Annotated in this window: 19 protein-coding genes and 1 pseudogene; 6 read left to right on the forward strand and 14 right to left on the reverse strand. The window is 40.6% G+C overall.

Translation table 11 applies throughout. From position 1 onward, the window contains the following. From Q0192_RS03100 to Q0192_RS03125, 6 genes are all read right to left on the reverse strand, one after another. Positions 1–626, reverse strand: a 626-nt coding sequence (locus Q0192_RS03100) for a transposase (RefSeq protein ID WP_299285930.1), incomplete at its 3' end; no start/stop codon positions are given. Positions 627–762: 136 nt separating this feature from the next. Next, positions 763–1,236, reverse strand: a complete 474-nt coding sequence (locus tag Q0192_RS03105; RefSeq protein WP_299286054.1) for a transposase — start codon at positions 1,234–1,236, stop codon at positions 763–765. A gap of 303 nt (positions 1,237–1,539) precedes the next feature. Next, positions 1,540–2,862: a DUF418 domain-containing protein gene (locus tag Q0192_RS03110; protein ID WP_299285932.1), complete on the reverse strand. Its 1,323-nt coding sequence runs from the start codon at positions 2,860–2,862 to the stop codon at positions 1,540–1,542. A gap of 261 nt (positions 2,863–3,123) precedes the next feature. Next, a complete protein-coding gene (locus tag Q0192_RS03115) occupies positions 3,124–4,260 on the reverse strand; it encodes a lipase family protein (RefSeq protein ID WP_299285934.1) in 1,137 nt (378 codons plus the stop codon). Between the two features lie 121 nt (positions 4,261–4,381). Next, on the reverse strand, positions 4,382–4,768 hold the full coding sequence (locus Q0192_RS03120) for a hypothetical protein (protein ID WP_299285936.1): 387 nt from the start codon (positions 4,766–4,768) through the stop codon (positions 4,382–4,384). Between the two features lie 22 nt (positions 4,769–4,790). After that, a complete protein-coding gene (locus tag Q0192_RS03125) occupies positions 4,791–5,546 on the reverse strand; it encodes a PorP/SprF family type IX secretion system membrane protein (protein ID WP_299285939.1) in 756 nt (251 codons plus the stop codon). Between the two features lie 257 nt (positions 5,547–5,803). Between Q0192_RS03125 and Q0192_RS03130 the strand changes: the two genes are divergently transcribed. Continuing rightward, entirely contained in the window at positions 5,804–8,863 is a 3,060-nt protein-coding gene (locus Q0192_RS03130) for a sensor histidine kinase (RefSeq protein ID WP_299285941.1), read from the forward strand. Between the two features lie 346 nt (positions 8,864–9,209). Here Q0192_RS03130 and Q0192_RS03135 read toward each other — a convergent pair whose 3' ends face one another. Continuing rightward, entirely contained in the window at positions 9,210–11,042 is a 1,833-nt protein-coding gene (locus Q0192_RS03135) for a CocE/NonD family hydrolase (protein ID WP_299285943.1), read from the reverse strand. 581 nt (positions 11,043–11,623) lie between these two features. On the opposite strand from Q0192_RS03135, the gene Q0192_RS03140 reads away from it, so the two are divergent. Together Q0192_RS03140 and Q0192_RS03145 are read left to right on the forward strand one after the other, a co-directional pair. After that, positions 11,624–11,914, forward strand: a complete 291-nt coding sequence (locus Q0192_RS03140; RefSeq protein WP_299285945.1) for a DUF1778 domain-containing protein — start codon at positions 11,624–11,626, stop codon at positions 11,912–11,914. Continuing rightward, on the forward strand, positions 11,914–12,420 hold the full coding sequence (locus tag Q0192_RS03145; protein WP_299285947.1) for a GNAT family N-acetyltransferase: 507 nt from the start codon (positions 11,914–11,916) through the stop codon (positions 12,418–12,420). Before Q0192_RS03140 ends, Q0192_RS03145 begins: the two co-directional genes overlap by 1 nt. A 318-nt stretch (positions 12,421–12,738) precedes the next feature. Here the strand turns inward: Q0192_RS03145 and Q0192_RS03150 are convergent. Then, a pseudogene (locus Q0192_RS03150) lies at positions 12,739–13,631 on the reverse strand (IS982 family transposase). 137 nt (positions 13,632–13,768) lie between these two features. Here Q0192_RS03150 and Q0192_RS03155 point away from each other — a divergent pair. The 3 genes from Q0192_RS03155 to Q0192_RS03165 all read left to right on the forward strand — a co-directional run bounded on the left by Q0192_RS03155 (position 13,769) and on the right by Q0192_RS03165 (position 16,309). Beyond that, positions 13,769–14,044 carry a Fic/DOC family N-terminal domain-containing protein gene (locus tag Q0192_RS03155; protein WP_299285949.1) on the forward strand — a complete coding sequence of 92 codons (276 nt, stop codon included), beginning with the start codon at positions 13,769–13,771 and terminating at the stop codon, positions 14,042–14,044. Between the two features lie 78 nt (positions 14,045–14,122). Then, complete coding sequence (locus tag Q0192_RS03160) at positions 14,123–14,254, forward strand: hypothetical protein (RefSeq protein ID WP_299285951.1); 132 nt, start codon at positions 14,123–14,125, stop codon at positions 14,252–14,254. Positions 14,255–14,680: 426 nt separating this feature from the next. Beyond that, entirely contained in the window at positions 14,681–16,309 is a 1,629-nt protein-coding gene (locus tag Q0192_RS03165) for an ATP-binding protein (RefSeq protein ID WP_299285953.1), read from the forward strand. A 979-nt stretch (positions 16,310–17,288) separates the two neighbouring features. On the opposite strand, the gene Q0192_RS03170 is transcribed toward Q0192_RS03165, so the two are convergent. From Q0192_RS03170 to Q0192_RS03195, 6 genes are all read right to left on the reverse strand, one after another. Beyond that, complete coding sequence (locus Q0192_RS03170) at positions 17,289–18,656, reverse strand: alpha-amylase family glycosyl hydrolase (RefSeq protein WP_299285955.1); 1,368 nt, start codon at positions 18,654–18,656, stop codon at positions 17,289–17,291. A 206-nt stretch (positions 18,657–18,862) separates the two neighbouring features. Beyond that, on the reverse strand, positions 18,863–20,275 hold the full coding sequence (locus Q0192_RS03175; RefSeq protein WP_299285958.1) for a glycosyl hydrolase family 28 protein: 1,413 nt from the start codon (positions 20,273–20,275) through the stop codon (positions 18,863–18,865). A 204-nt stretch (positions 20,276–20,479) separates the two neighbouring features. After that, entirely contained in the window at positions 20,480–21,379 is a 900-nt protein-coding gene (locus Q0192_RS03180; protein WP_299285961.1) for a hypothetical protein, read from the reverse strand. 91 nt (positions 21,380–21,470) lie between these two features. Next, complete coding sequence (locus Q0192_RS03185; RefSeq protein ID WP_299285964.1) at positions 21,471–22,850, reverse strand: alpha-amylase family glycosyl hydrolase; 1,380 nt, start codon at positions 22,848–22,850, stop codon at positions 21,471–21,473. Positions 22,851–22,895: 45 nt separating this feature from the next. Then, positions 22,896–23,978, reverse strand: coding sequence for a SusE domain-containing protein (locus Q0192_RS03190; RefSeq protein WP_299285967.1), 1,083 nt, complete (start codon positions 23,976–23,978; stop codon positions 22,896–22,898). A 162-nt stretch (positions 23,979–24,140) separates the two neighbouring features. Next, positions 24,141–25,622 carry a RagB/SusD family nutrient uptake outer membrane protein gene (locus Q0192_RS03195; protein ID WP_299285970.1) on the reverse strand — a complete coding sequence of 494 codons (1,482 nt, stop codon included), beginning with the start codon at positions 25,620–25,622 and terminating at the stop codon, positions 24,141–24,143. Position 25,623 lies beyond the last annotated feature (1 nt).

A 25,623-nucleotide genomic window follows, 5' to 3' on the forward strand; every position in this document is an offset into this window, starting at 1 on the left:
GCAATTGCTGCTATGAGCATGACTTTGTAGGCACCGGCTTTGCCGAGTACGCCTATTTTACTTAGTCCGTAATAATAGATCAGGCTGCCAAAGACCGGTTCCACCGTACTTTGCCTTAGCTTTTTCATTTGCCAGCCTCTTTTGCTTTGCTGCCTGTCATGAGCTTTTTGATACTGCTCGTCGTAAGGCGTTCGAATGATTCTTTTATAATGTATATCCGGTATACAGCTGGATTTTAACGGGCAGTGTTTGCAGTCTTTCGATGCTGTCCAGTATTGCTTTAATAGTCTGCCGTCGTCCGTATGATCAAATTTTTTGAATGGAACTGGTTTGCCTGCCGGGCAGATATATTCGTCTTTTTCCGGATTATAAGTAAATTCAGATGAAACAGGTTTGTACATTTCAAATGCGGGAATCCGTCCGGTAATGCCTTTTTGTTCCAGAAAGCTATAGTTGGAGCCGTTTGAGTAGCCAGTATCGGCTAACAAATCATTCATCCGGAGTTCGTTTTCTTTTAAGCGGCTTTGTAGCTGACGGGTAATTTCAGGTAAATACTGGCTGTCCCTGCCGTCTGCAAAATCTGCCTGCACATGACTGATCACACCTTCAGCAGTATCTACTGCCATGCTGCACCGGTAGTTCATTTTCCTTGCTTTGCCTGGTTTTACCGATATGCGGGCATCCGGATCGTGTGGGCTGTAATGCGTTTTATTACTCAGCAGCTGCGCTTTTTCGTGAACAGGCCCTGGAGGGCCTTTCGGACTATCTGGGCAATTTCTGCTGGTGTTTCTTTAGCTTTCTTAACTGGTAGTTAGGTGCACTGATATAGGATTCCCTAGGCGGAGGACCATTCTTCTTTTTCGGTTCCTGGTTCTCTTCCTCTACTTTTTGCAAATGGTTTTCTACCGAATTCACGGGTACTTTTAGAACAAGGCTTTCCATGGAAGCGTTTGCTTTAACAGGTGCAAAATCTACTGCCTGCATATGGCCTAATACCATACTGGAATTCACACACTGCGCAAACACTTTATTAAATAAAACCTCGAATAAAGCAATCGGATAGAGTTGCCTTGTCCTGCTGATGGTCGAATGCCAGGGCAGCTCTTCATTGATATCAAAACCTAAAAAGTACAGCACATCCATATGCATCGAGCAGTGCTCCACCAGCTTGCGGTCAGAAGTAATGTTCTCCAAATACCCAGTTAGCAGCAGTTTAAAGAAAACTACGGGATCAATCGACGATTGCCCGTCTTGCCATAAAGTTCTTTAGTGTCTTTGTATAAAAACTTAGATCGAGCGTTTCGCGAAGTCTGCGATAAAAGTTTACCTTCGGAACGCGGTCCAATAACTGAAAGCTCATAAACAGCTTTTCGGTATAGTCCTTTCTGCCTTGCATGCCCTTAATTTACGCATTCTGCTATTTAAATGAAAGAAAAACTTGCCCTTTATTCAAGTTGTGCAACAGCCACGTTCCTTTTTTGATTATTTTCGCTTTATTTAACAGTCTGGTTTCAAGGAGGGGTTACAGACGACACATAGTTAATCACGCTGCATAGGTTGCCGTCGCCAGTAAGTTAAACTACGCCAAAACCATTCCAACGGGCCGAAAAGAAAATATTTAAGCCAGAGCGGACTAATAATTAATTGGATCATCCAGATGGCTGCTACAACAAAATACAACTGATAGTATTGCAGTTCTGCAAAATAATTTAATCCGTAGCCGAAGAAAAACAAAGTGCAAAATACAGTTTGCATAATGTAGTTGGTAAAAGCCATCTGCCCAACGGCAGCTAAACGAGCCGTAAAACCTTTCCAGATTCCTGCTTTTAAAATCAGCATAATCATACTGGCATGTGCCATTACCAAAAGAATGCGCTGGAAAGGATAAATAAGTTCAGACCATCTAATTGGATGAGTTTCGAGGTAAGTCATGAAAGCTGCGCTACCGGATGGAACTTGATAGGATTGGCTGTAACTGTATATTACTAATGGCAAACCAAATCCGTAACCAATCAAAGCAGTACGTATATATTCTTTTTGAGACCACTCTCCGGTAAAAAATTTCCATTTATATAGAGCCATGCCTAATAGCATCAGGGCAAGCACATCTCCTGCTGAAAGATATAAGTACTTAATTTCATAATCCCAGGTTATAGGGTTAATACGTTTGGCAACTCCACCATAACCAGATTTCATCATTTTTATATGCTCAGCTACTTGTGCTTTATTGGGCATAAATTCTCTTTCGGTTTCAAGCCAGCTTTTAATGTCTTTGGATTGTTTAATGTTTAAAGGCTTGTGTTGTTTCTGTACATTTTCTGCCGCCATGTAATTGAGACGTTGATTTCGCAAATTCTGATAAAACATCGTGTAAGACACATCATCAGCCACAGCCATCAACAGCACACCAATTACCAGATATTTAGCTTTCATTTTGCGAAAAAAGAAAGCCAGCATACCAATCAGCCCGTAGAAATATAAAATATCTCCTACCCACAGTAAAATATGCGCGTGTATAAGCCCAAATAATACCATCCAGCCCATTCTGCTAAAAAACAGAAATTTAAACGGGTAGCCTGCTTGCTCTTTCCTCATAATAAAAAGTAAAATTCCTGCACCAAAAATCATGGAAAACAGTGCACGCATTTTTCCTTCAAAAAAAACGGTAATCACAGCATGGGTCCAAAAGTTCGGACTATGCAAGTCTTGATGAAAACTTTCTGTAAAATGCTCCGGCATCGCAAAGCCCGGGATATTCATCATCAGAATTCCAAGCAAGGCAACGCCCCGCAATACATCAATAGTCTTGATACGATCTGCCTGGGCTACAGGCCCGGGCGATAATGAGTAATTTTTTTCCATAAATAAATCGGTTTTATTGTTTTTAAATTAGCACCTGTTTAAGTTTTATCATTGAAATTGATAATGCTTCTTTTATGACTGTAATTTTTGTTTTTACAATCAATACCTATATGAAATTATATAATTTTCAATATTTTAGGTGATAAAAGAAGCATCGTAAACCGATGATTTTTGTCCGGTAAAAGAAGCATGGAAAATAAACTGATTAAATTTTAAACAGGCTCTTAACTATGAAACGTTATTAAATAACATGTTCCAATTTTATTGCGCCATAGATTTGAGCCAGGGCAGGGCATCAAGCATCATCGGCCCAACGCTGGTTTCATGCGTACCACCAGGAATGGGCGTTAATGTTAATTGCTTAGAACCTGCCGCAATAAACTTGTTGTAAGTCGTTTGCGAAGTCTCAAAGAACACCGCTTCGTCTGCTGTTCCGTGATACATGCGGGTAGGGCTAACCGGGTACCAGTCCGGGAAACTGTTCAAAGCAATTTTTGCTTTAAAAGCGGTTTCTCCCGTAGGGCTACTTAAATTGTTATAGAAAGCCGTGTTTAATAATGCAGCAGGCGAAGTGTTCAGTTGCGGGTTGATCTGTGCATTGGTTTTGGTACCATCAAGCAGTCCGGGTATTTTGGCCGCATAAACCGGCATGAAATAATCCGTATACGGGCGGTTAAAGCCGTAAGTGATATTATAAGACCGGATGAACAAGGCAAAGAAAGAAGGGTCCGGGTAAGTAGTTACCGTTGCAACTTTAGCTACCATGCCCGCCAAATCATAGCCGCCTGCTCCCTCGGCTGCTGCTGTAAGCGTTAATTTATGTGCTTTATTGGTTTCTATCTCTTTTTGCGCTGCCATGGTAACGTACCCGCCTTCAGAATATCCCAGTAAAAACAGCTTGTCATTAACGGCCTTGTTTTGTGACTGCAAGTAGTATTTACCCGCTTTAATCATATCCACAACTGCTAAGCCGGAAGACTGCATATCATAATAAGGATGCGCAATATCCTTGGAAATGCCGTAACCAATAAAGTCAGGAACCAGGGTCACGAAGCCCGTTGAGGCAAACAGCTCAAAGCCGGTAAACCCGATCGGGAAATTAGAAGGCGCATCTGAATTCCGGAACATCGTTCCGTGTTGGGCGCTCAGTAAAGCAGGCGTAGTAGTCATTTTTTTAGGAATGCCTAATAAACCTGATGCCTGCACCGTGTTCCCGTTGTAGGTCGTATTATAGATGATTTTATAATAATCTACATCGTACTGTAGAAGAGGAGCATAATTTCCAAACCCGTTTAGTGCGGCAGCAGCCTGCAACTCAAGCTTGGTAAAGCTTCCGGCAGGTGTAGCGGAAACAAAAAAATTCTTCCCATCCGATAGGTCAGGAATCTTATTAGTCACATCTTTTTTACATCCTGCAAACGAAAATAGGCACAACAGTAAATAGCTTATAGCTTTAAAAGAGTTTTTCATGCTTTTGAATTCTAAAAATTTAATATAATCATTAGTTGATAATTTAGACTTAATATAAGGAGTTGTGGTAAACTGTTTTTTGCTCATAAAACGTTGGTGTAACAGCTTTGTTGATTAGAATTTTTTTGTGTTTATCCAGTAACTTTTTCCACCAAAAGCGATGCCGTCTTGGATAAATGATCTGTTCTGAATGATCTGATTTCTTAAGATTTTCTAAACTGAGTAGCTTGTGCATTACTTTCCTGGAATGATCTACTACCTGATGGGAAATTAATGAATAACCATATTTCAGATTCAAAACCCTGTTGGTTTGGTGGGTCAGGAGAATCTGCTCAAAAATTTCCAGGTGCAGCGTTGAGAACCCTTTCGTTTTCAGCAACGGTTTTGTACTTTTTTTCTCTAAAATATCAGGTGGTCTATTTATTTGTTGCTTCATGTTGCAAGGCATAAAATGATTTCTACTGGATACTGCTTTTACCAGGGATATTATAAAGGATCGAAAAGTCATTACTGCCCCGGTTCAAATTATTGGTTGTACCGGCATTAAAGCTGTAGCAATACCCTAAACGAAGGTTGTTTTTTTTGGATATATTGTACTGAACCATTGGTCGAAGGATTGACTGGTACAGGTAGTCCCGGCTAGCCGTATTAGAGGTGAAATAGGAAATGTTTTGCCGGAAAGAAGCTCCCAGGGAAAGGGAATGCATCATCTCGAACATGGCACTAAACTCAATTGCAGTTAGTCCTCCGAAAGACTTCATCAGCAGCAGGGACGATTTGAGGTTAACGTTGCTCGGAAAATCTACATTGGCTCCGGCGATCGCGTACATGATGATTTTGCGAAACATCTGCGGTACGTTGTTCTCGTAATCATTCCTTGTGGTATAAACCGATAACAGGTTGTCAAAGGAAAGCCCGGCGTAGTATTTGGATTTGTAAAGCATTCGCAGGCCTGCATGGGCATCGGCCTTAGAACTGTAAACGTTGTTGGAGGATACTGGGTCGTTCGGGGTAACGGTCTGCAGGTTCAGCAGATCAATATTAAACTGCTGAAAGCCCAAACCTACACCTGATGAAAGCGTAAGGTCTTGCGAGAGGTCGAGGTGGTAAGCATAGTTTGCATTGGCTACGGTATAGGCATCGTTACCAAAACGGTTCCTCACAAAGTTGAACCCATAAGCTGATTTATTATTTGGAAACAGGCCATCGATCAAAGAATTATATAGCTTGTTGTAAAAGCTTAAAAAGTTTATCGTTTCTGCATGCTTCTTTTACCGCCTAAAATTTTGTAATCAGTTGTATCTGTTCTACAAGCATTAATTTTATAAACGAATTTTAATGGCATAAAAGAAGCATCAGTAATTATCAGCTGCAATTAATTAGAGCCCGAGATTAAGAAAATTTCTTTAAAGATATTCTAGCAGGAATAATTAGCTTAGCAAAGCAATCCAAAATGAATTTGTAAGAACAAATGACTAAAAGCAGTTTGCTTAAAAGATGTAAGCTAATCTGCCTGAGCTGGCTTTTTGTACTGAAGCTGCACGCCCAGGTAACAACCAGGCTACCCTTTAGCACACTTGACATTAATAACGGGCTATCACAAGGTTATATTAAAAATATCATCCAGGACAAAAAGGGTTTCCTGTGGTTTTCAACCAACGATGGGTTAAACAGGTATGACGGCTACAGTTTCACTGTTTTTCATCATGACACCAATGACCCGGCTTCACTGGCCGATGATGAGCTTACTTTCGTTTTTGAAGATTCGCAGGAAAGGTTGTGGGTTGCCACGCGAAACCAGGGCCTGGAGCTGTTTGACAGAAAAAGCCAAACTTTTTTTCACTATCCTAACCTGGGGAAACAAAGTGCTTACGCTAATGAAATTTATAATATTACAGAAGATAAAACAGGGCACCTCTGGTTAAGTTCCGCTTTAGGGATATACCGGGTAACGGTAGAAACAAATGCTAGTGGCCCGCCAAATCAACCATTAAGGAAAAGTCCAATTGTGAGGTTTACCTATATTCTTACAAAGACACCACCAGAATTATTTAATCGAAAAAAAGTTTTAATTGACCGCGAGGGGAAGATATTTATTCTTTCATCTAACAGGATCTATCAGCTTGTTGAAACGGCTATAAAACCGGAGAAATTTTACTTGGAAGAACGCTATCATTTTCTAAAGCTTATTAGTGATGTCAAAAAAGATATAAATATATTAGAAGACACGCTGGCGCATTGTTATCTCTTGCAGGTAGGCCAAGACGTACTAATGAGTCGGGGCTATAACTGGAATTCTTTCCAGAAAATTGGAAGCTGTTCCCATAGTATACAGAACTGGTTAATAGACCGCCGGCATAGGCTTTGGATTAGAGCACAGGAGCAGTTACTTCGAATCCCGCTTCCTGGATTTGTAGCAGAGCGAATTGAACCAAGTGACCTTTCCCTGATTCCTATACTTAAAAACATCACCTGCTTTTTACAGGACCGTACAGGCGTCATCTGGATCGGTACGGGCGGGCTAGGGGTACTGAAATATCAGCCTGATATTGAGTTATTTCATCATTCATTACCAGGTCAGATCGTTTACTGGATTTTTTTAGGCGAAAGAAACGAAGTGTTCATAGATCAAAAGTTAGGCTTAGGCTCTATGGGCTTAAATTTTGCTCAAGGACATTTATCTGGAGTCAAAACATTCAACCGTGTCCAAACATTGAACTTGTTAAATAAAAAACCTACGATTTATACCTATTATACTTCCCTGTTTCCTGGTAATCTGAAAGTAAATAACGCTCGTATTTTTTCAAAAATGTATTGTGATAAATGGTCACCTGTTAGAAAAGACACCAAAAACAATACCTGGATTGCTGGAGAGATCGGACTGATCAAAATACTACCTGATGGCCGGGCAAAGGGGTTTCCTTACCCGGTTTCAGCAGGTAAAGAACCGTTTGAATTCGTTCACGCCATGATTTTAGATCAAAGGGGCCACACTTGGACGGGAACAGCTAAAGGGTTACTTGATTTTAATCCTATTACAGAAAAGTTTACTTACTACCACCACCAGACAGGTGATCCGGCTAGCTTGAACTTTGATGTCGTTTATGCGCTTTGTAACGATCCTGTAAAGCCGGAAAGATTCTTGTGGGCCGGAACAAAAGGCGGCGGACTAAACTGCCTGGATAAACTCACAGGAAAATTTATCAGTTATACTACTGCTAATGGCCTGCCTAACAATGTAGTTTATGGTATATTAGCAGATAGCGATGGTAACCTGTGGTTGAGTACCAACAAAGGTTTATCCAGATTTAATCTTGTAAATAAATTGTTCCGAAACTTTACCGTGGGAGACGGTCTGCAAAGCAATGAGTTTAACAGATACGCTTATGCAAAACTAAAAGACGGAACACTCATTTTTGGCGGGATGCAAGGCATCAACTACTTTAATCCTCGCGATATCAAAGAGCTAAGTGCGCCGCAGGTACAAATAACTGATTTCCGGTTGTTTGACAAATCGCTCACACCAAGAGACCAAGGGTCACCCCTTTCTACAGACATCTCTTATAGTAAGAATATAGCTTTTAGTTCCGGGCAGAATGTCTTTACGATCCAGTATGCAGCGATGGATTACAGGAAGCAAGAATCCGTAAAATATCGTTATCTGCTTGAGGGTTTTGATAAAAGTTGGAACTTTTCGCAAACGGCCCGGGAGGCAACCTATACGAACCTGGATCCCGGGCAGTATAAGTTTATTGTTGAAGGAAGCAATACGGAAGGAATATGGGGAAAATATAAAACGGCGTTGATAATTACCATTACACCGTTATGGTATCAGACCCTGCTATTTCGGATAGCTGTTTGTTTGTTCACGCTGGGTTTGATTTATTATTTTTACAGGTATCAGCTGAGACAGGCGCTAAAGGTTCAGCGCGTGCGCAATCATATCGCAAAGGACTTGCACGACGAGATTGGCTCTTCCCTGAGCGCTATTTCCATATACTCAAAAGTTGCCCGTCAGCAGCTTGGATCACAAACGAGTCCTGATGCACTGCTTAAAAAGATTAGTGCAAACACCCAGGCCACCATGGAAGCGATGAGCGATATCATCTGGAGCACCCAAACCAGTAACGATGCTTTGGAGCATACCATTAGCCACATCCGGGAACATGCTACGGAGCTGTTAGAAGTTAAGGGTTATAAAATAGACTTCAAATGCGCTCCTCAAATTAACCGGATTAAGCTGGATATGCAGCAGCGAAGGGATTTGTTTTTGATTGCGAAGGAGGCCATTAACAATATTGCAAAATATGCCTGCGGTCATTTGGTACATATAGAGCTGACCATCGAAAAAAGGCATTTAAAATTAGTTGTACAGGATGACGGCCAAGGATTTGATACGCAAAATATCTTCAAAGGGAATGGTCTTAAAAACATGCAGGCCAGGGCTAGCGAACAGAAAGGAAAATTTCAAATTGATTCTGTACCGGGAAAAGGTACCCGCTTAGAAGTAAGTTTTAAAATTATCCAATAAAAGTCAAATGCTTTTGTTAACAGTAAACATTGAGTTAAGAAATTAAAATTAAGGATATCAATTATTGCTAACTAAGTTGAATGGTTTTGGGTCAATAGGAACTTTTATGAGTAGGTAGAATTATATTTATACCTTTCCATAATTCGGCGGAATTTTGATAAAATATTTTATCACTAACCTTCCTTTTCTGATAATTTTCGCAAATTTATCTGTTTGGTTTTAAGGAGGGGTTACACCTGATTGTAGAGGTAGTATCGGAGAATATTAATCAATTTCTACTTTTTCAATTGATTAAAGTTTCGATATATGGGTAGAAACAATAGACGTTCTGTCAGAAAGCAGTCATTTACCTTGTTAGAGGCAAGGCAATAGACGAAGCAAAACCCAATGAATGATAAACCTGCTGCGTTGCTGCCTGGTAATCTGTTTCTTTAGCCTCGAAAATATTAGGAACGTACTTCTGCGGGTTACGATCAATCACTGGGAACCAGGAACTTTGTACTTGTACCATGATCCGGTGGCCTTTCTTAAATACGTGATCTGCGCCATGTAAATCAATCGCATAGGCTTCTACTTTGCCAGGAGTTATTGCTTCGGGCCTGGAAAAGCTATTGCGAAAACGGCCGCGAAAAACATCATCCGCAATCATCAGCTCGTAGCCAGACATTTTCGGCTCTTTTGGATAGTAATCAGGATAAACATCGATCAGTTTTACTACCCAGTCGGCATCACTGCCTGTAGTGGAGGCAAACAGACGAGCTGCAATATTTCCTGTAACAGTGATGTCACTGGTCAGGGTATCGGTTTCCCAGCTGAGCACATCCGGCCGATTATCTACAAAGCGCTGGTCTTCGGTCAGCCAGTTATACCAGCGAGAACCGGGGCCGTAAGTTTCTTCAATGGGCCTGCTTCGGTAAGGAACAGGTTTTGAAGGATCGGAAACATAGCTGCTAAATGCCTTGGGTTCGCCTGCTGAAGGTTTATCAAAAGAAAGCTTACCATCAGCATGGAAATATAGATTCCTGGTTGCTGCTTCTTTCGGTGGCCATGCTGTATAATTCTTCCACTGGTTAGATCCGGTTTGAAAAGTAATGGCGTTAGCAAACTTACCGTCCCCTTTACCTTTTAAAAAATACGCGAACCACTTCGCCTGTATTTCTTTGCGAAAATAACTTCCCGTAGGTAGATCAAAGTTAATATTACCAAGACTGTCACCCTTTCCGGATGCCCAACCGCCATGGTTCCATGGACCGATAACAATAAAGTTTTGGTTGTCCTTGTCCCGCTTTTCTAAAGCCTGGTAAGTGGCTTGCGGCCCCACCATATCTTCCTGGTCCCACCAACCGCTGACATGCTGGATAGGTACACGGGGATGATCTAACCGGGAAGGTAATGCCTGCTTTTGCCAGAAAATATCATTATTCGGGTGAGATACAAAACTGTTCCAACTTGGGAGTGTGCCGTGAAAATATTTTTCATTTACATTAGATAAAGGGCCTAAATCCAAATACCAGTCATAGGTATCGTATTTGCTAAACTGGTAAAGGGAATCAGTTTTAGTACTCTCCGTTAAAAAAGCATATTCAAAACCATAACTTAAACGAAAAGCGCCATTATGATGAAAATCATCGTTTAGAAACATATCTGATGGTGTAGCCTGTTCAGACACTGCTTTAATTGCCGGGTGCGGATCAGTTGCCGCTATAATTGCAGTCCAACCATCATAAGAAATACCGTATAACCCCACTTTCCCGTTATTATGGGGAATATTCTTCAGCAGCCAATCAACCGTGTCATTGGTATCGCTGCTTTCATCTATAGCTTTGCCGTCTGCTATATTACGGCTTGCCCGAAGCTCTTCATAAGTACCACCAGATTCATACTTTCCCCGTATATCCTGATATACAAAAATGTAGCCTTCATCTGCCATGTCTTTGATGTACTCAAAATTTTCAGGACGTGGAATCCTGCTGACTCCATAAGGCGTCCTTTCCATTAAAAAGGGAAGCTTTTCTTTTTGCTGTTTGGGAATAAAAATTAGCGTGTGCAGTTTTATGCTGTCACGCATCGGTATCATTACCTCTTTGCGATTATACGCGTCCGGCTTATCTTCACTTTGTGCAAATCCATGAAAGCAAAAAAGCAGCAGTAGATACACAGTATTTAAAGGGCACTTCATTTTCCTAAAAGTTTATGCTGAAGCAATTTAGAGATAAACAAGAGAAAAACAACTGTTATTTGATTATCATCCGTTTTGATAGAAAACACTTAAGGTTAACTAAATAAAGTAAGGTTATAAATCAATTTTTGATACGGTTTCTTATCTACTACCTGTAGCTGATGTTCAGAATTTGTCGCACCTCCTTTGAAGTCTAATATAACCCGCCTTTTCTTTTGAATAAAAAATCAATTATGGTAATACTTGAGTTGCATCATAAAATTGAAAATTCGGGTAAGACCATCTTTAAATTGCTAACTATCAAATATCGACTGTTAAATGATGTGAAATTTAGGATCTAAATCAGCAAAAAGAAAAATATCGAACATTGCCTCTTTTCCCTATAAATTTTGGTTTAAGCTAATTCACGTAAACTCATTTCATTAATCAACCTATAATTTGTGTTTTTGACAATGTCTTTCTAATAAAAAACCAAAGACGTTCCCAATGCTAATGAAACTAAATAAAAAAATTTTAGGTTAAACCTTTATAATGTAAAAATACGGAAATTTTCCGTATTTTTACATAAATTATTTAATTATATGTCAGCAGTAATTGAAAAAACCAGATTTGATACCAAGCTCACTAAGGTACAAAAAGAACTATTTGAACAGGCAGCACAGTTAGGGGGATACCGCACGCTGACTGATTTTGTCATTTCAACCGCACAGGAAAAAGCCAAGGCTATTGTGGAACAGCATCAGCTATTACTGGCTTCGGAGAAGGACAAGGAAATATTCTTCGATGCCCTTATGAACCCGCCAGCACCAGGCAAAAGGTTGTTACAGGCAGCTGAACGATACCGTCAGGTATATGACCAGGTTAAATCCTAATGAGTTATCCGATTGAGCCATTGCGTTCTGATCTGAACAAAAAAGATTTTAGCTGTGGTAAACAGCTTTTGGATAACTACCTGCAAAAGCAGGCCGGGCAGGACGTAAAAAGAAAGCTTTGCGCAGTATTTGCCATGACAGAAGGGACAACGATCATCGGCTATTATACACTTTCTAACGCCGGTATAAACAGGGAAATGATACCGGAAGACCTTCGTAAAAAAATGCCTGCATCATATACAGACCTTCCGGCCACATCATTATTAGGAAGGCTGGCCATTAATGAAAAATACAGGGGAAAAGGTTTAGGCGAATTATTATTACTGGATGCCTTGAAAAGAAACAATCAGGTTTCCCAGGCACAGATTGGATCAATGGCCATCATTGTTGACCCTTTAGATGAAAATGCCGAAGCTTTTTACAAAAAGTATGATTTTATCAGCCTTCCTGATTCTAAAAAAATGTTTTTGCCCATGCAGAGTATCTCTTCGTTGTTTAAGCCTTGATTCAATCTAATAATATTCTATACCATCGGTGAAAGGCCTGCCTCGTTGTTTCATTTATCCGGTCGTTTTAGCCTACAGTAACGCTTTACGCTGGAAATGCTAATACCGTTCAGGTTGGCCGTTTCGTTTACGGATAACCCGCTTTCCATCGCTTTCTTTACTTTTCCAAACTGTTCCTGGTTGATCCCTTTCGGCCTGCCAATGTGCTTTCCTTTTGCTGCAGCTAGGATCTGCCCGGCCCTAGTCTTTTACCAAAATGCTTTCCCGGTCGTATTCTGCTAAAGCTTAAAACCAACCTAATAACCTGAGTTCGCTTAATCAGAAAGCTACAATTTGGTTAGATGGGGTTGTTTGATAAGAAATAGAAGGCTTTTTGGGAAGGAAAGATAGGCTATCAGGCCGGCAACCATATTGGAGATAAAATTGGCAAAGGACCTATGCCTTGAATGTTCAAGTTGGCAAATGTTCTTCAGTTCATCGTTTACAGTTTCAATGACTGACCTTTTGCGCAGCAATATTTTGTCGCCCATTGTCATCAGGCTGTTCTTCATGTTGTTGCAGATGTTGGTGACCAGGTGTATGTCGTTGACAAACAATAAGTTTGTCAATTTTTCTGATATGTAGCCCTTGTCGGCAAACAGCTTGCCGAACACCGCTTTAAGAAAGCTTTCGTTTTTAAGTGGCTCCCTGTCGTCGACATTGGCCTGTGTAACGGCGAAGTTTAATATTTCGCCCCGGTCGTTGATCACGATATGCAGCTTAAAGCCATAAAACCAGCCCATTGTCGACTTGCCCACTTCTGCCATACCTTTAAATACTTTGTTCCTTTTGATGCGCTTGTTGTGGCATACCCTGATCGGCGTGGAATCAACAAATGAAATGCCCGAACATAAGCCTAAGCGGCAGGTCTTAAGGAAAATGGCCATTGGCATCAGTACGCCCCCACTAAGTTCGACAAACCGGTTATAAGATACCGTATGGGGGAATCCGCCCTGCATGTGCCTTTGTACATAAAACATATAGAAGTGTTTGAAGCAACGAAAGCCACTTAGGTGGAAAAGCATACAAATGGAAATAACCTCGCTTTTTGACATGGTTGGGGGACGTTTCGAAGGCCTGCCCAGGACAAAGGGTCCGGTAGTGTTGTCAAAATCTTTACAAAACTCATCAACAAGACAGAAAATATCGCTAATTTTATTGAAGTCAATCATGTGGAAATGTATTTAAATGTTTAAATGTCAGATACTTAAATATACTTACATTTCTAATGATTGACAAATCTTTTCTCAATTATTAATCGAACTCAGGTAATTAGTTAAATCCTGATCGTAATGTTCCTTGGAATGGGTTGCCAGAGCTTCCAGTCGAAGACAGTTTATATAAAACAGTGGAAGTGTATGAGCAATTAGCGAATGCAAAAGCAGCCCTAGGCCGGCTGCAAGGTAGAAGTATTGCTATTCCAAATCAAGGTCTGTTAATCAATTCCATCAGTTTACAAGAGGCAAAGGCATCAAGTGCGATAGAAAATATTTTTACAACAGATGATGAGTTATACAAGGCATTCAGTGAACAAAAAGTAGAACAGGTACAAGGTGCTCCTAAAGAAATTTTAAGATACAGGTAGGCTTTATGGCAAGGACATTCCTATTTGAAGAATAAGGATGCCTTTGATGAACAGTATTTCAAACTACTCTATCAGCAGGTGAACCAAACAACAGATGGCATACGCGCTTTAATTGCACAAATTTATATCAGACAAGGTGGAACAGGGTTTATACGCAGAAAACACAGCAAAAAAGTATTTAAACCAGTTAGTGGATATGGGCATATTTGAACGGAGAAGCATTCAAGGCAATCATTACTATCTCAACTTAGAACTCTACAGAATTTTAGGTGAGTAATTGAAATCGACAAATAGAGTTTTAAGAATTTTAATTTAGCAATAAGTATTTGCAATAGCATCAAAAAGAAGATTAAACTTCGAAGATAGCTTATTAACCAAAGTTTAATTTTGTCTTATAATGATGATTATGTTAAAATTGATTTTTCTTAAAGAAATTTAAAGTTGCTTTGTGGAGGTATTTCAATGATTACCAGTGTTGGAAATGTAGTTATCGTTCAACAAGTTTTTTAACCAATTAAACAGAACAGTAAATCTTTAATCAATTTAGAAACTCAACTATCTTGTACCTCGTAATAAAAGAAAATTTTTTATTTTTCGTTATCTGAATTTAGCTGCCCTCGGGTATTAGTAGATACAATGATAAACACTTTTACTACCGATATTATTCCTGCGAACGAGCAGCAGCGCCTTGAGGCGCTGCACCGTTACCGCTTGCTCGGCACCTATGCAGAAAAGTCATTCAAAAGCATCGCAAAACTTGTCTCTGAAATATTTAAGACCTCTATCGCGATGATTTCCTTAGTAGATGCCGAAGTAGTCCATTTCGGTTCTAACGTGGGTATGGAAAGCACAACTGGTTCACGTGGTGAAAGTTTTTGTTCCTTAACCATATTAAAAGACGAAGTACATGTCGTAGAAAATGCTTTAGAAAACCCTGTCGTGGCCAGTAACCCTTTTGTTTGCGGTGATTTTGGTTTGCGTTTTTATGCAGGGGCGCCTCTGGTTACCCATGACGGATTTATGATCGGTACGGTGTGCCTGGTTGATACCCAGTCCCGGAAATTTAACAACCATGACCGGACTGTTTTGGAAGGCTTAGCTACGGTAGTGATGGAGCAAATTGAGTTACGGCTGGAAAACCTGCAAAACTCAGAAAAGCAGGTTGAGGTTAATGATCAGCTTTTGCAAAGCAATGATAAACTGACGGCAAGCGAACAGCGTTTCCAATATATTTTGGACACCATGGCCGAAGGTGTAGGCATTATCGATCAGACAGGGCAAATGGTTTATGCGAATAACATGGCGCAGCAGATCCTGGGCCTAACACATAGTGAAATTAAGGACCGAACATTTGATGATCCCAGGTGGCAGAACCTGCGGATAGATGGTTCGCCCCTTCCGCCTGAAGAGCATCCTATGGCTGTTATGATGAGGACTGGCCTTTCTTTGTTTGACCAGGAGATCGGTGTGCAGCCTCCGGATAAAGAACGATTTTATGTTTCGATCAACGCAGCTCCTATTATTGAAAAGGGGACCGGTAAGATTACCGGAGGAATTGGTACTTTCATGGACGTGACCAACAGGCGCAGGATACTTCAGCAAAAGGACGAGTTCATCAATGTCGTAAGCCACGAGCTTAAAACACCGGTAACCAGCTTAAAGGCAGCAATGCAGGTATTGAACCGAATGAAGGATAACCCTAGGCAAGAAGTGTTTTCTAAAATGCTGGCCCAATCCAATACAAGCCTGAACAAGCTGAGTGGCCTGATTAACGATTTGCTTGACAGCAACCGGATTTCTCTTGGGCAGCTACAATTGAAAAAAACAAGGTTTTCCATTGCAGACCTGGTGAATGACTGTTGCAGCCATGTGCGTACCGCTGGTACCCATGAAATTATTTTACAAGGAGATATTCAGCAGGAAGTCACGGCCGATGAATCACAGATCGATCAGGTGATCGTGAACTTGGTTAATAATGCTGTAAAATATGCCCCTGACTCAAAAACCATCGAGATCGGAATAGAACATTTGGGCCAGGAGGCAAAAATAAGTGTTAAAGACAATGGCCCCGGTATTCCGGTTGACCAAATCCCCCGTCTTTTTGACCGTTACTACCGGGCAGATTATAGCAGCATTCAGTTCTCCGGCTTGGGCTTGGGCTTATACATCAGCTCGGAGATTATTAAAAAGCATGGTGGCAGGATAGGTGTAGATAGTGCGCCCGGCAAGGGAAGTAGTTTCTGGTTTACCTTGCCTTTAAGATAGACCTTGCTTCTAAGGCTGACGAATAGAACATTAACGAATACTTTATTGGATAATAACTTCTGTTTCCTAAACTACTTATATTAAGTATTTAATAGTGAAATATGTTTAAATCGAAACCTGCTCCTGATTATTCCGCTTTTCTCGGTCTTACTGATCTGTTAAAGAGTTATTGTGAGAAAACAAGTCTGTACAAATCCTGTGTTATCTTGGTTATTACACAGTCTTAACCTGCTGCAGCTTCGTCCTAGTAGATAACATTCCCCACTATTTTACAGAAGGGGGGTTAAAGCACTTAATGTGTATCTAATTTTAGAGCGTCAAAAAAATCCCACTTAACATAAAGTTAAATATAAGGCAATGGAACTAACTACAGAAAATAGACGTCTTATGACAATAATTATGTCTGGTTAATCTGTACCTTTAAAAGTAATCTTTTTAAGCACCACGTTGGTAGCGATGAAAGAGCACAATAATTGATTTTTTATTTGATTTGCAATTAAAAATCTGCTATTTTTAGCACATAGTTCTTTCAAAATCAGTCAAAAAATACTAAATCATTCGGTTACTTAATTGGTTACCTCTTGATTTATAAAAAGATAAATTATTGATATTAAGTGAATTAAACAAATGGTTCGAGTCCCGTCCATTCCGCTAAAAATAATTCAGAAATTTAAAAACGCTTAAACCATTGGTTTAAGCGTTTTTTTATGCCACAAATTCTTATTTCAGGCTACATCTATGGTTCATTTGGCTGCCCGGTTAAAGTGCATGCTTCTTTTACCACATAAAAATCATTGCCTTTTTGTGCCTGTAAAATATCTGCATACACCAAATTTACAGGCATAAAAGAAGCATTGTAAAATTTTATGATATAAATTTAAACAAAGGCATGTTTCCTAACAATCGCCGTTTACCTGCTTGGTAAAATTGCTGCAGCTTTTATTTGCTTTATTTTTCTGCCCGTAATCCGCAAAATTTATTAATTTTTTAACACGATGTAGGAATAAGGCTCCAAGTTGACCGTGCTGCTTAAAGTTGTTTTGCTGCCGGTATAAGCATTTTTCCAAGAGGCGGATGCCACGGCAGCAGGGACAGTAAATGTTACCGCTTTGTTTCTTAAATTGGAAATGACCAATACTTTTTCTAAACCGGTTTCCTTTGTAAAAGCACAAATATCCTGATTTGTATAGGAAGTTAAATTTCCCCTCCTGATTGCGTTGCTTGCATTTCTGAAAGCAATGATTTTTTTATACTCAGCAGTAACATCCGGGTTGGTCGCCCAATTAATTTTCTCGGAGGTAAACGGAAATTTTAACCGGTAGGGCGTTCCTACTTCCTGGCCGTTATAAATCATCGGAACACCTTTCATGTAAGCAACAACCACAAACGCAGCCATTGACCCTTTTTTGTCGCCAAACAGTTCTAAAGGTGTTCCATCTGAACTGTTGACATCATGGTTTGTAACGTACCTTACGGTTTGCTGGCCATCTGATGTACCGACATAATTGACCACATTCAAACTATCAATGGATTGAACCGATTTATTTTTTTTATATACTGCTTCTAAGTCTTCAAAAAAGTTGAAACCAAAATTATAATCGAAACCTGCTGCATAATTAGCCGGACGCTGCCCTTCTGCCAGCATCAATAATTTGTGGGTAGAAATGCTTTTCAAAGAATCAATCGCCTGTTTCCAGAAATCAACCGGTGGGCCATCAGAATAATCACAACGGAAACCGTCAATATTGGCAGTATATACCCAATATTTCATATCGTTGATCATGGTTGCGCGCATATCGGCATTGGCAAAGTTTAGCTGCGCAATGTCGTTCCAACCGTTTGGGCTAATGATTTTACCGGTAGAATCTCTTTTATACCAATCCGTGTTTTTCATCCAGGGGTTATCAAACGAAGTATGGTTGCCTACCCAGTCCAGCATTACAGCCATATTTCTTTTATGAGCACCATCAACCAGGGCACGCAAATCCTTTATTGTTCCGAATTCTGTGTTGATCCCCAAATAATCTTTTACGCAGTAAGGGGAATTGGTGCTTTTTAACACGCCAACCGGATAAATAGGCATCAGGTAAATCAAATTGGCACCTAAGGCTTTGATAGAATCCAAGCGTTTGGCAACACCTTTAAAATCCCCTTCTTTACTAAAAACACGCATGTTTACCTGGTAAATGGTTACATCGCGACGGTCGGGGACGTGGTTAAAAGGTTTGCCATATTGTGGCGGGTGCTTTTCATTACGTGCCGGGCCTGATGTTTGGCCGATTACACAAATAGGGCTGATACTGAAAGAAACAGCTATCAGCAGTAAAAAAATAATACTTCTTTTCATAATTTTAAAACAATCGTTTATTTAAATATTGATCCAGCTTAATTTTATTTAGGGCCTGTTTAAATCTGTCCGGCTATTTCCCATGCTTCTTTTACCACCTAAAAATCATTGCCTTTTTTGGTTTTTGTGCCAAATAATGCCCCACACAAAATTTATAGGCATAAAAGAAGCATCGTTATTTTTTCTTGTCTAAATCTAAACGGCGCTTATTCTTTGGATATAACTTGTTGTGTGTTTTTTCCTGCAATGAATTTTATATCCTTGGCAAATTCTATTTGAAAATCTCCGTCGTTAATGCCGGAAAGGGGTTTCCCTGCTAAAAAACAATGGTCAAAAGTTATGTCTTCAATCAGGTTGGTAGGGATCCCGGCGATGACAAATGGCTTGTTTGCATTCGCCCAACGGATGTTTTTTAAATAAACTCCTTTGATATTGCCGGGCCCGGCAGTTCCATATCTTCTACCCTCGGTTACAATCAGTTCAAGGTTTTTGTATTCAATTTGATTTTCGATCCGGATATCTTCAAAACGAATATTTTGGACCAAAGAAGGGCCATCACAAACAATACTGAACCCGGAATGCCCTCCTGTTCTGCCCTGGCCGTTTGCAGAAATAATATCACAATTTTTTACCAAAACGTTTTGCACTAAACCTCCCTGTAGTTCAAACCCTAAAGTAACGCCATCAGCGTGCGCCCAGCCCACCAGCAAACAATTGGTTACCGTTATAGAATCTGTATTGATGTTTTTAACGGTATCGCTACCAAACCTGCCCATGGATTTGATCGAAATACAATCATCCCGGGTACGGATAAAACAATAGTTGATCTTAAAATCTTTGCAGGAAACGGGGTCAATGCCATCAATCCCCCAAACGCCTTTATAACTAAAAACCTTTACATTGTTGTAAACAGTATGCTCACAATCAATAAGCGTATTGCTCCAGTTAGAAGTATTACGGATGAAAACACCGCTAACATCAATATTGGAACTACCGTAAATCCGAACGTTTCCGTTGAGAATTCCTCTTCCCTCAATTTTAACGTTCTTAAGGTTTTTACCCCTAACATTGGCATTTACAACCGCCCCTCCGGCTATGTAAACCGTTTGGCCACTCTTTAAATTAATTTCACCCTCGTTATGGGTTCCTGCGCCAAAATACAAAACTCCGGGATCTCCGTTTTTAGGGATATGTGTTTCTAATGGGTTTGCAAAAATGGCTAAAGCAGGCAGGCCATCAATTTCAATATACAATTTTTGAGGGCCCGAAATGGTAAAGTTAAGTTCGCGCCCGTTTACCTTTGCTTGAATTGCCCGGCTTGCCGGCCCGATTTTATACTTGCTGATTTTGGAAGATGCAACAACCGTAATTGCCTGCGGCCCGGAACAAGAAAAATTGGCCACGTGTAGGTTTTCCATGCCGCCGCTGCCTATCTGTTCGGTCCAAACCGGACTATTGTTTACCCTGACAGTAAAGTTTGCACTGGTTTGCAGGCCATCAGGTTTTGGATAGGTAACAAGTGTGCTTTTGGTGCTTGGCGGTGCGGCAAACAAACCTGGTTTCAGCGAAAATAAAACCAAAAAAAGGCTGATGGTTATGCGTATAGCTGTTTTAGACATATTTTCAAAAATCGTTGTTAAAGTGGCTGTTTTATTTATCCTAAAAAAGGCAATGCTTCTTTTATCCCTATAAATTTGGTATTGCCTTGATTTGAAACAAAAGGAATACCCGGACCAATGATTTTTATAGGATAAAAGAAGTATCGAAAAAAATCCGTAACAGGCCCAGCCTGTTACCTGATCAGGTTTTATCCAGCCTTTCTTTTAATTATTAACCGTGTAATATTCATAGCTGATTTTCCAGCTCACTTTTTGTCCGGGCTTTGCCCTTATTTTTATATAGGGTTCAGGGCATAAGGTTTTTAAGGATGACCAGAAAGCCAGTTTTGATATTGGGCGGTCTCCTGTAATTTTTACCCCTGCGCCTGTTTTTTGGTTTTCAATTTTTATATGATATGACGCGCCTTTGCCATTCGTTAAATCTTTAAATGCAATGTATTTATCCTTCAGTTCTTTTAAAAATATAAGCTGGTTATTTTTGATGCTTACATAAGCTTCCATTCCATCCAGTTTTTCATGCAGGTCATCCGGAAAAGTAACCACAAAGCCAGGGCCGGTAGGCTGCCGGTCAATAACAAAAAAGTTATGGTCATAAACCTCGGTTTCTATAGTTTTTTTACCTGTGTTTTTTAAAGTATGGGTAATAACCAGGATAGGCCGGTGCTTTTTTAACTGTATGCTTTTCTTGTATTCATAAGCATATTCCTTTTCATTTAATGCCTGAAAAAACTTCACCTTATCAGGTTTTGATTTGATATTCCAGTTTCCGTAGTTTGAAATGGCATAGGGCCTCATAAAGTTATAAGCCAAACTATCGGGCTTAACAAGGGCGCCTATGCCAATTTTGATAAACGTTTCTCCTGGTTTTGCCTCATCAAAACCCAAAGGGTCAAAAGCTTCAACAGGCCCCACAACAGCGTCGTGGCTTGTAGGGCTGTAAGTATCAATCCATTGGCCAAAATAAGTATGACCTTTATAGCTCAAATTAGGGATAACCCCTGCCCAGTCAAATCTCGGCCCGCGGTTATAACCGGTATGTTCATCGGGCAAATATACAGTGGCATCAATTATACCATTGGTGATTTTTGTTTCTGCCGGCTTCACAGTTGTTTGGGCGCATACAGTTGAAATTGACAAAGAGAAAAATATACAACAAAAAGAAAGCGTAATTATTTTCCTGTTCATCGCATATCAACTACTGCGTTAATGCCATATGCTGATAAGGCTGTAAATACATTTGGCTGTTTAAAGTAACCGAAGCACCGGTAAAAGCATTTTTCCATCCGGAAGCGCTTAAACTTGCAGGTATTGTATAAGTAACCGCGTTGTTGCGCAGGTTGGCTATCACCAGTACCTTTTGGCTGCTTGTTGATTTCGTAAAAACGGCCACATCATCACTGCTGTATTGGGTTAACTGTCCGTTTTTTACCGCATCGCTGCCTGCCCTAAAATTCAGGATCTTTTTGTACTCTGCAGTCATATCCGGATTGGTGGTCCAATCAATCGGGTTGTGGTAAAAAATGTTCAGGTCTCGTGTACACCCAACCTCTTGTCCATTATAAATCATCGGGACACCTTTCATATAAGCGGTTACTAAAAATGCGGCCATTGATCCTGTTTTGCCCCCATAAACTGTAATCGGGCTTCCATCACTTGAGTACACATCATGATTAGTGGTATATCTCATCACCTGAGAACCAGGTAAGGCACCGGCATATTCCGAAGTATTTAAGTCTTGAAGCGTTGTAACAGATTTTGAACTGCCAAAAACACCGGCTTCAAGGGCAGAATAATAGGCAAAACCATATCTCATGTTAAAGCCTGCATTAAAATGATCGCTCCGTGCACCTTCGGCCAGCATAATAAGTTTATGAGTAGTAATACTTCTTAATGCGTCAATTGCCTGTTTCCAAAAATCAAACGGAACATTATCTGCAAAATCACAACGGTAACCATCAATATTCGCGGTAAAAACCCAATATTTCATGGCATCTATCATGGCTGTGCGCATGGTTTGATTGGTAAAATTAAGTGCAGCAACATCATTATAACCGGGCGGAGAAATGATATTGCCATTAGCATCCTGCTGATACCAGCTTTTATTGCTGATCCAGGCATTGTCCCAGGAAGTATGATCGGCAACCCAATCAAACATAACCGCCATGTTTTTTGCATGTGCCGTATTTACCAAATTCTGTAAATCGGCCAAAGTGCCAAATTCAGGGTTAACTGCTTTATAATCTTTAACCGCATACGGAGAACCTAAGCCGCCTGCCGATTTAAGAACACCTACCGGGTAAATTGGCAACAGATAGACCACATTGGCACCTAAAGCTTTAATAGAATCCAGCCTTGCAGTAACGCCTTTAAAGCTGGCATCACTGCTAAAAGCCCGAAGGTTTACCTGGTAAACAATAACGTCCTGCGTGTTGGGGACATTGGCAAACGGCGTACCATACTGCGGGTAAGAAGTATCTGAAACAGGCGTATCATTATTTTTTTTACAATTGCTAAAAACAGTAATGAATGAAAGGAGCAGAAGTTTAAATATATTCCTGTTGTTTATTAATTTCATAGTAAGTTTTAATAAGATCAGGCAGTTGATGAACTGCCTGATGAATTAGTTTTTATGGAGCGTATAATTATAGTTGCTTGGATTATGCAAATCCAGGGTAATGGTATAATTTCCGCTTACCGGTACGGTTATGTTTGTTATAGCAGGATTAGAGCCATAAATAGAAGCAGGGCTGTCAGAATAAGCTAATTTACCATTGGCATCCAAGCCAAAATCAATGTTCCAAGCATTGTTGGCCCTAAATTTAAATGAACCTGTTGAAAGCATATTAGCGGTTACCGTCCAAACCTGAGTAGTAGCATTGTAAGTAAGCTGCGTATCTGTACTCCAGCCGCCTGGTGTTGCATCCCCTAATATAGACCAGGTAGTTTTGGTGTAAGTCCAGGTATTGGTGTTTAAATTTGCAGAAAGTTCATAATAACCTGCTCCCGGCACCTGCAGTCCGGCTGCAGTACCATCAGTTGTCAATTTGCCTCCGCCTGCATCACCATAGTTGGTATGGTTCCAATCCCTGGCATTGGTATATTTAAAATAGTACGTGCCACCGGCCGGTATGTTGATATACGCATCATAAATTTGGGGTTTAAGTGCCGCCATAGTTGGTGCAGTTGGCGGATCCCAGCCCTGATAATCGCCGGGAACATATAAAAGCGGATAAACAGCAATTAACGGGTGCGGAGTTACATTCACAGTAACACCTTTAGAATAAGCATACCGATCTTGATAAGCCAGGACCCTGAAAGCTAGGTTTCCTGCTGTGCCAGGAGGGATGCCAAGGGCCATCGCAAGGGTGTTTAAATCTGCACCTTTGTAAGACTTGCTTAAAACATCGTTGCCCACAACCACGCTGGTTGCATTTGCCCAGGCATTGCTGCCCAAGGTATCTGCAGGGATATCAGCCTGAAGGGTGTAAGTTACCGATGCTTTAACCGGATAAACAACGGCCGGCCAGGAAATGGTCAACACGGCAGAGGAATCGTTTTTAGAAGTAAGCGCTACCGAAGTTGCAGAAGCCTTTATTGAAGAACCAAAAGAAACTGGCTGCAATGTTGTTAAGGTGGCATCTTTTTTACAGGAGACAGCAAAAAGAAAACTAAGCAGGAAAATACTGTAAATTATTTTTTTCATAATGAAATGATTGATAGAACGCATTAAAAATCTGTTCTGCTTATTTCGATGCTTCTTTTACCACCTAAAAATTGGTGAAGTGCTGCTTTTGCTTTGTTTAAGCTGGGACAGATCAGATACCAATTTTTATAGGGTAAAAGAAGCATGCTAAGCTTGCAACTGTTAATATCCAGGGTTTTGTACCAAAGTTGGGTTAGCGTTAAGTGCAGCAGTTGGTATCGGGAAAATAAGCCTGTAGGCAGGTGTTGTTTGAACAAAACCATGCGGCAGCAAAAACTTACCAAATCGAATCATATCCTGCCTGCGGTGGCCTTCCATATTCAGCTCAAAGCCCCTTTCGTCATAAATATTGTCCAAAGTAGGGGTGGCAATAGGGCCTAAACCTGCCCTGTCCCTCACCTGGTTGATAAATGGTGCTGCCGCCGCGGCGTTCCCTAAACGAACGTTGCACTCTGCCTGCATCAACAACAGGTCGGCATAACGGTAGATAGGGAAATCGTTTGATTCACCGCTGCCATCGGATGGCGCAACCGGGAAAAACTTAACATCCCTTACACCTTCATTTGGCCCTGCACCCGGAGAAATGATGGATGATACCGAAGCAGTGTAGGTAACACCACCAACTTGCGGACCAACCAAAAATTGTTTTCTCCTGATATCGCTGGCATCATACTTATTATAAAACTCTTCAGGAATAATAGTACCGTTCCAGCCGGAAAAGCCAATAAGTGCCAAACCATTCGGACCGTTCAGGCTCCTGATGGCATAGATGTTACCGCTAACAATATTTTGGGTGATGTATTCAGCCAAAATAGTTTCATCATTGGGGCAAGTGTTTCCAAACAGCTCATAGTACTGGTATCCCAACGGACTGCTTGAATTAGCAGCTCCAGGATGCAAGGAAAAGCCACCGGATGCTACTTTATTACAAGCGGCTAAAGCATCTGCCCAATCAGGTGTACCAGTATAAACCCCGGCATTTAAATAAACTTTTGCCAGTACCATGTAGCCAGCCCATTTATTAAAGCGGCCATAATAAGTACCACCTCTTGTTTCAGAAAGCAAATCAACATTGGCTTTAAGTTCCGATACTATAAAATTGTAAATTGTTGCCCTTTTTGCCTGCGGGATTTTAGAAACATCCGTATTGTTGTCTGTATAAAAAGGCACATCACCAAAATCATCTATCAATAAATAATATAACCAGGCGCGGGCAACTTTCGCTTCCGCAATTTTGGAAGGGTCAGCTTTTGCTGTTGTGAGCGTTGCTATTGCCAGGTTTGCACTATAAATAGAAGAATACGCCCAGTTCCAAGTATTGTTGATAATGCCAAGGCTGGGTAATGCTGTATGGGTGTACAGTTGTGCAAAGTCAAGCTGCCAGTCGCCTGTATTGCGGTGCGGTATCACCTGCTCGTCTGATGAAAAAGAGTTAAGGTCATACCAGCAGTTGTCGCGGCCGGCGTAATTCGAACCCCAGGAACCTGTGATTTTTGCATACACATTGGCTAAGGCGTTATCAGCACCTATCGGCGTTGCAAAAAATTGTTGAGCAGGATATTTGTCATACACATTTTCATTAACCTTGGTACAACTTTGTGCAGCAAGGCCAACAATAAAAATACTGATGAATATTTTTTTCATG

Source organism: uncultured Mucilaginibacter sp., from assembly GCF_937859865.1.
In the GTDB taxonomy this organism is placed as follows: Bacteria; Bacteroidota; Bacteroidia; order Sphingobacteriales; family Sphingobacteriaceae; genus Mucilaginibacter_A.

Excerpts from the sequence above, each read along its gene's own strand:
- Q0192_RS03185 (WP_299285964.1), bottom strand. The coding sequence starts at position 22,850 with ATGAAATTAATAAACAACAGGAATATATTTAAACTTCTGCTCCTTTCA.
- Q0192_RS03140 (WP_299285945.1), top strand. The coding sequence starts at position 11,624 with ATGTCAGCAGTAATTGAAAAAACCAGATTTGATACCAAGCTCACTAAG.
- Q0192_RS03170 (WP_299285955.1), bottom strand. The coding sequence starts at position 18,656 with ATGAAAAGAAGTATTATTTTTTTACTGCTGATAGCTGTTTCTTTCAGT.
- Q0192_RS03130 (WP_299285941.1), top strand. The coding sequence starts at position 5,804 with ATGACTAAAAGCAGTTTGCTTAAAAGATGTAAGCTAATCTGCCTGAGC.
- Q0192_RS03145 (WP_299285947.1), top strand. The coding sequence starts at position 11,914 with ATGAGTTATCCGATTGAGCCATTGCGTTCTGATCTGAACAAAAAAGAT.
- Q0192_RS03195 (WP_299285970.1), bottom strand. The coding sequence starts at position 25,622 with ATGAAAAAAATATTCATCAGTATTTTTATTGTTGGCCTTGCTGCACAA.
- Q0192_RS03120 (WP_299285936.1), bottom strand. The coding sequence starts at position 4,768 with ATGAAGCAACAAATAAATAGACCACCTGATATTTTAGAGAAAAAAAGT.
- Q0192_RS03165 (WP_299285953.1), top strand. The coding sequence starts at position 14,681 with ATGATAAACACTTTTACTACCGATATTATTCCTGCGAACGAGCAGCAG.
- Q0192_RS03110 (WP_299285932.1), bottom strand. The coding sequence starts at position 2,862 with ATGGAAAAAAATTACTCATTATCGCCCGGGCCTGTAGCCCAGGCAGAT.
- Q0192_RS03190 (WP_299285967.1), bottom strand. The coding sequence starts at position 23,978 with ATGAAAAAAATAATTTACAGTATTTTCCTGCTTAGTTTTCTTTTTGCT.
- Q0192_RS03135 (WP_299285943.1), bottom strand. The coding sequence starts at position 11,042 with ATGAAGTGCCCTTTAAATACTGTGTATCTACTGCTGCTTTTTTGCTTT.
- Q0192_RS03175 (WP_299285958.1), bottom strand. The coding sequence starts at position 20,275 with ATGTCTAAAACAGCTATACGCATAACCATCAGCCTTTTTTTGGTTTTA.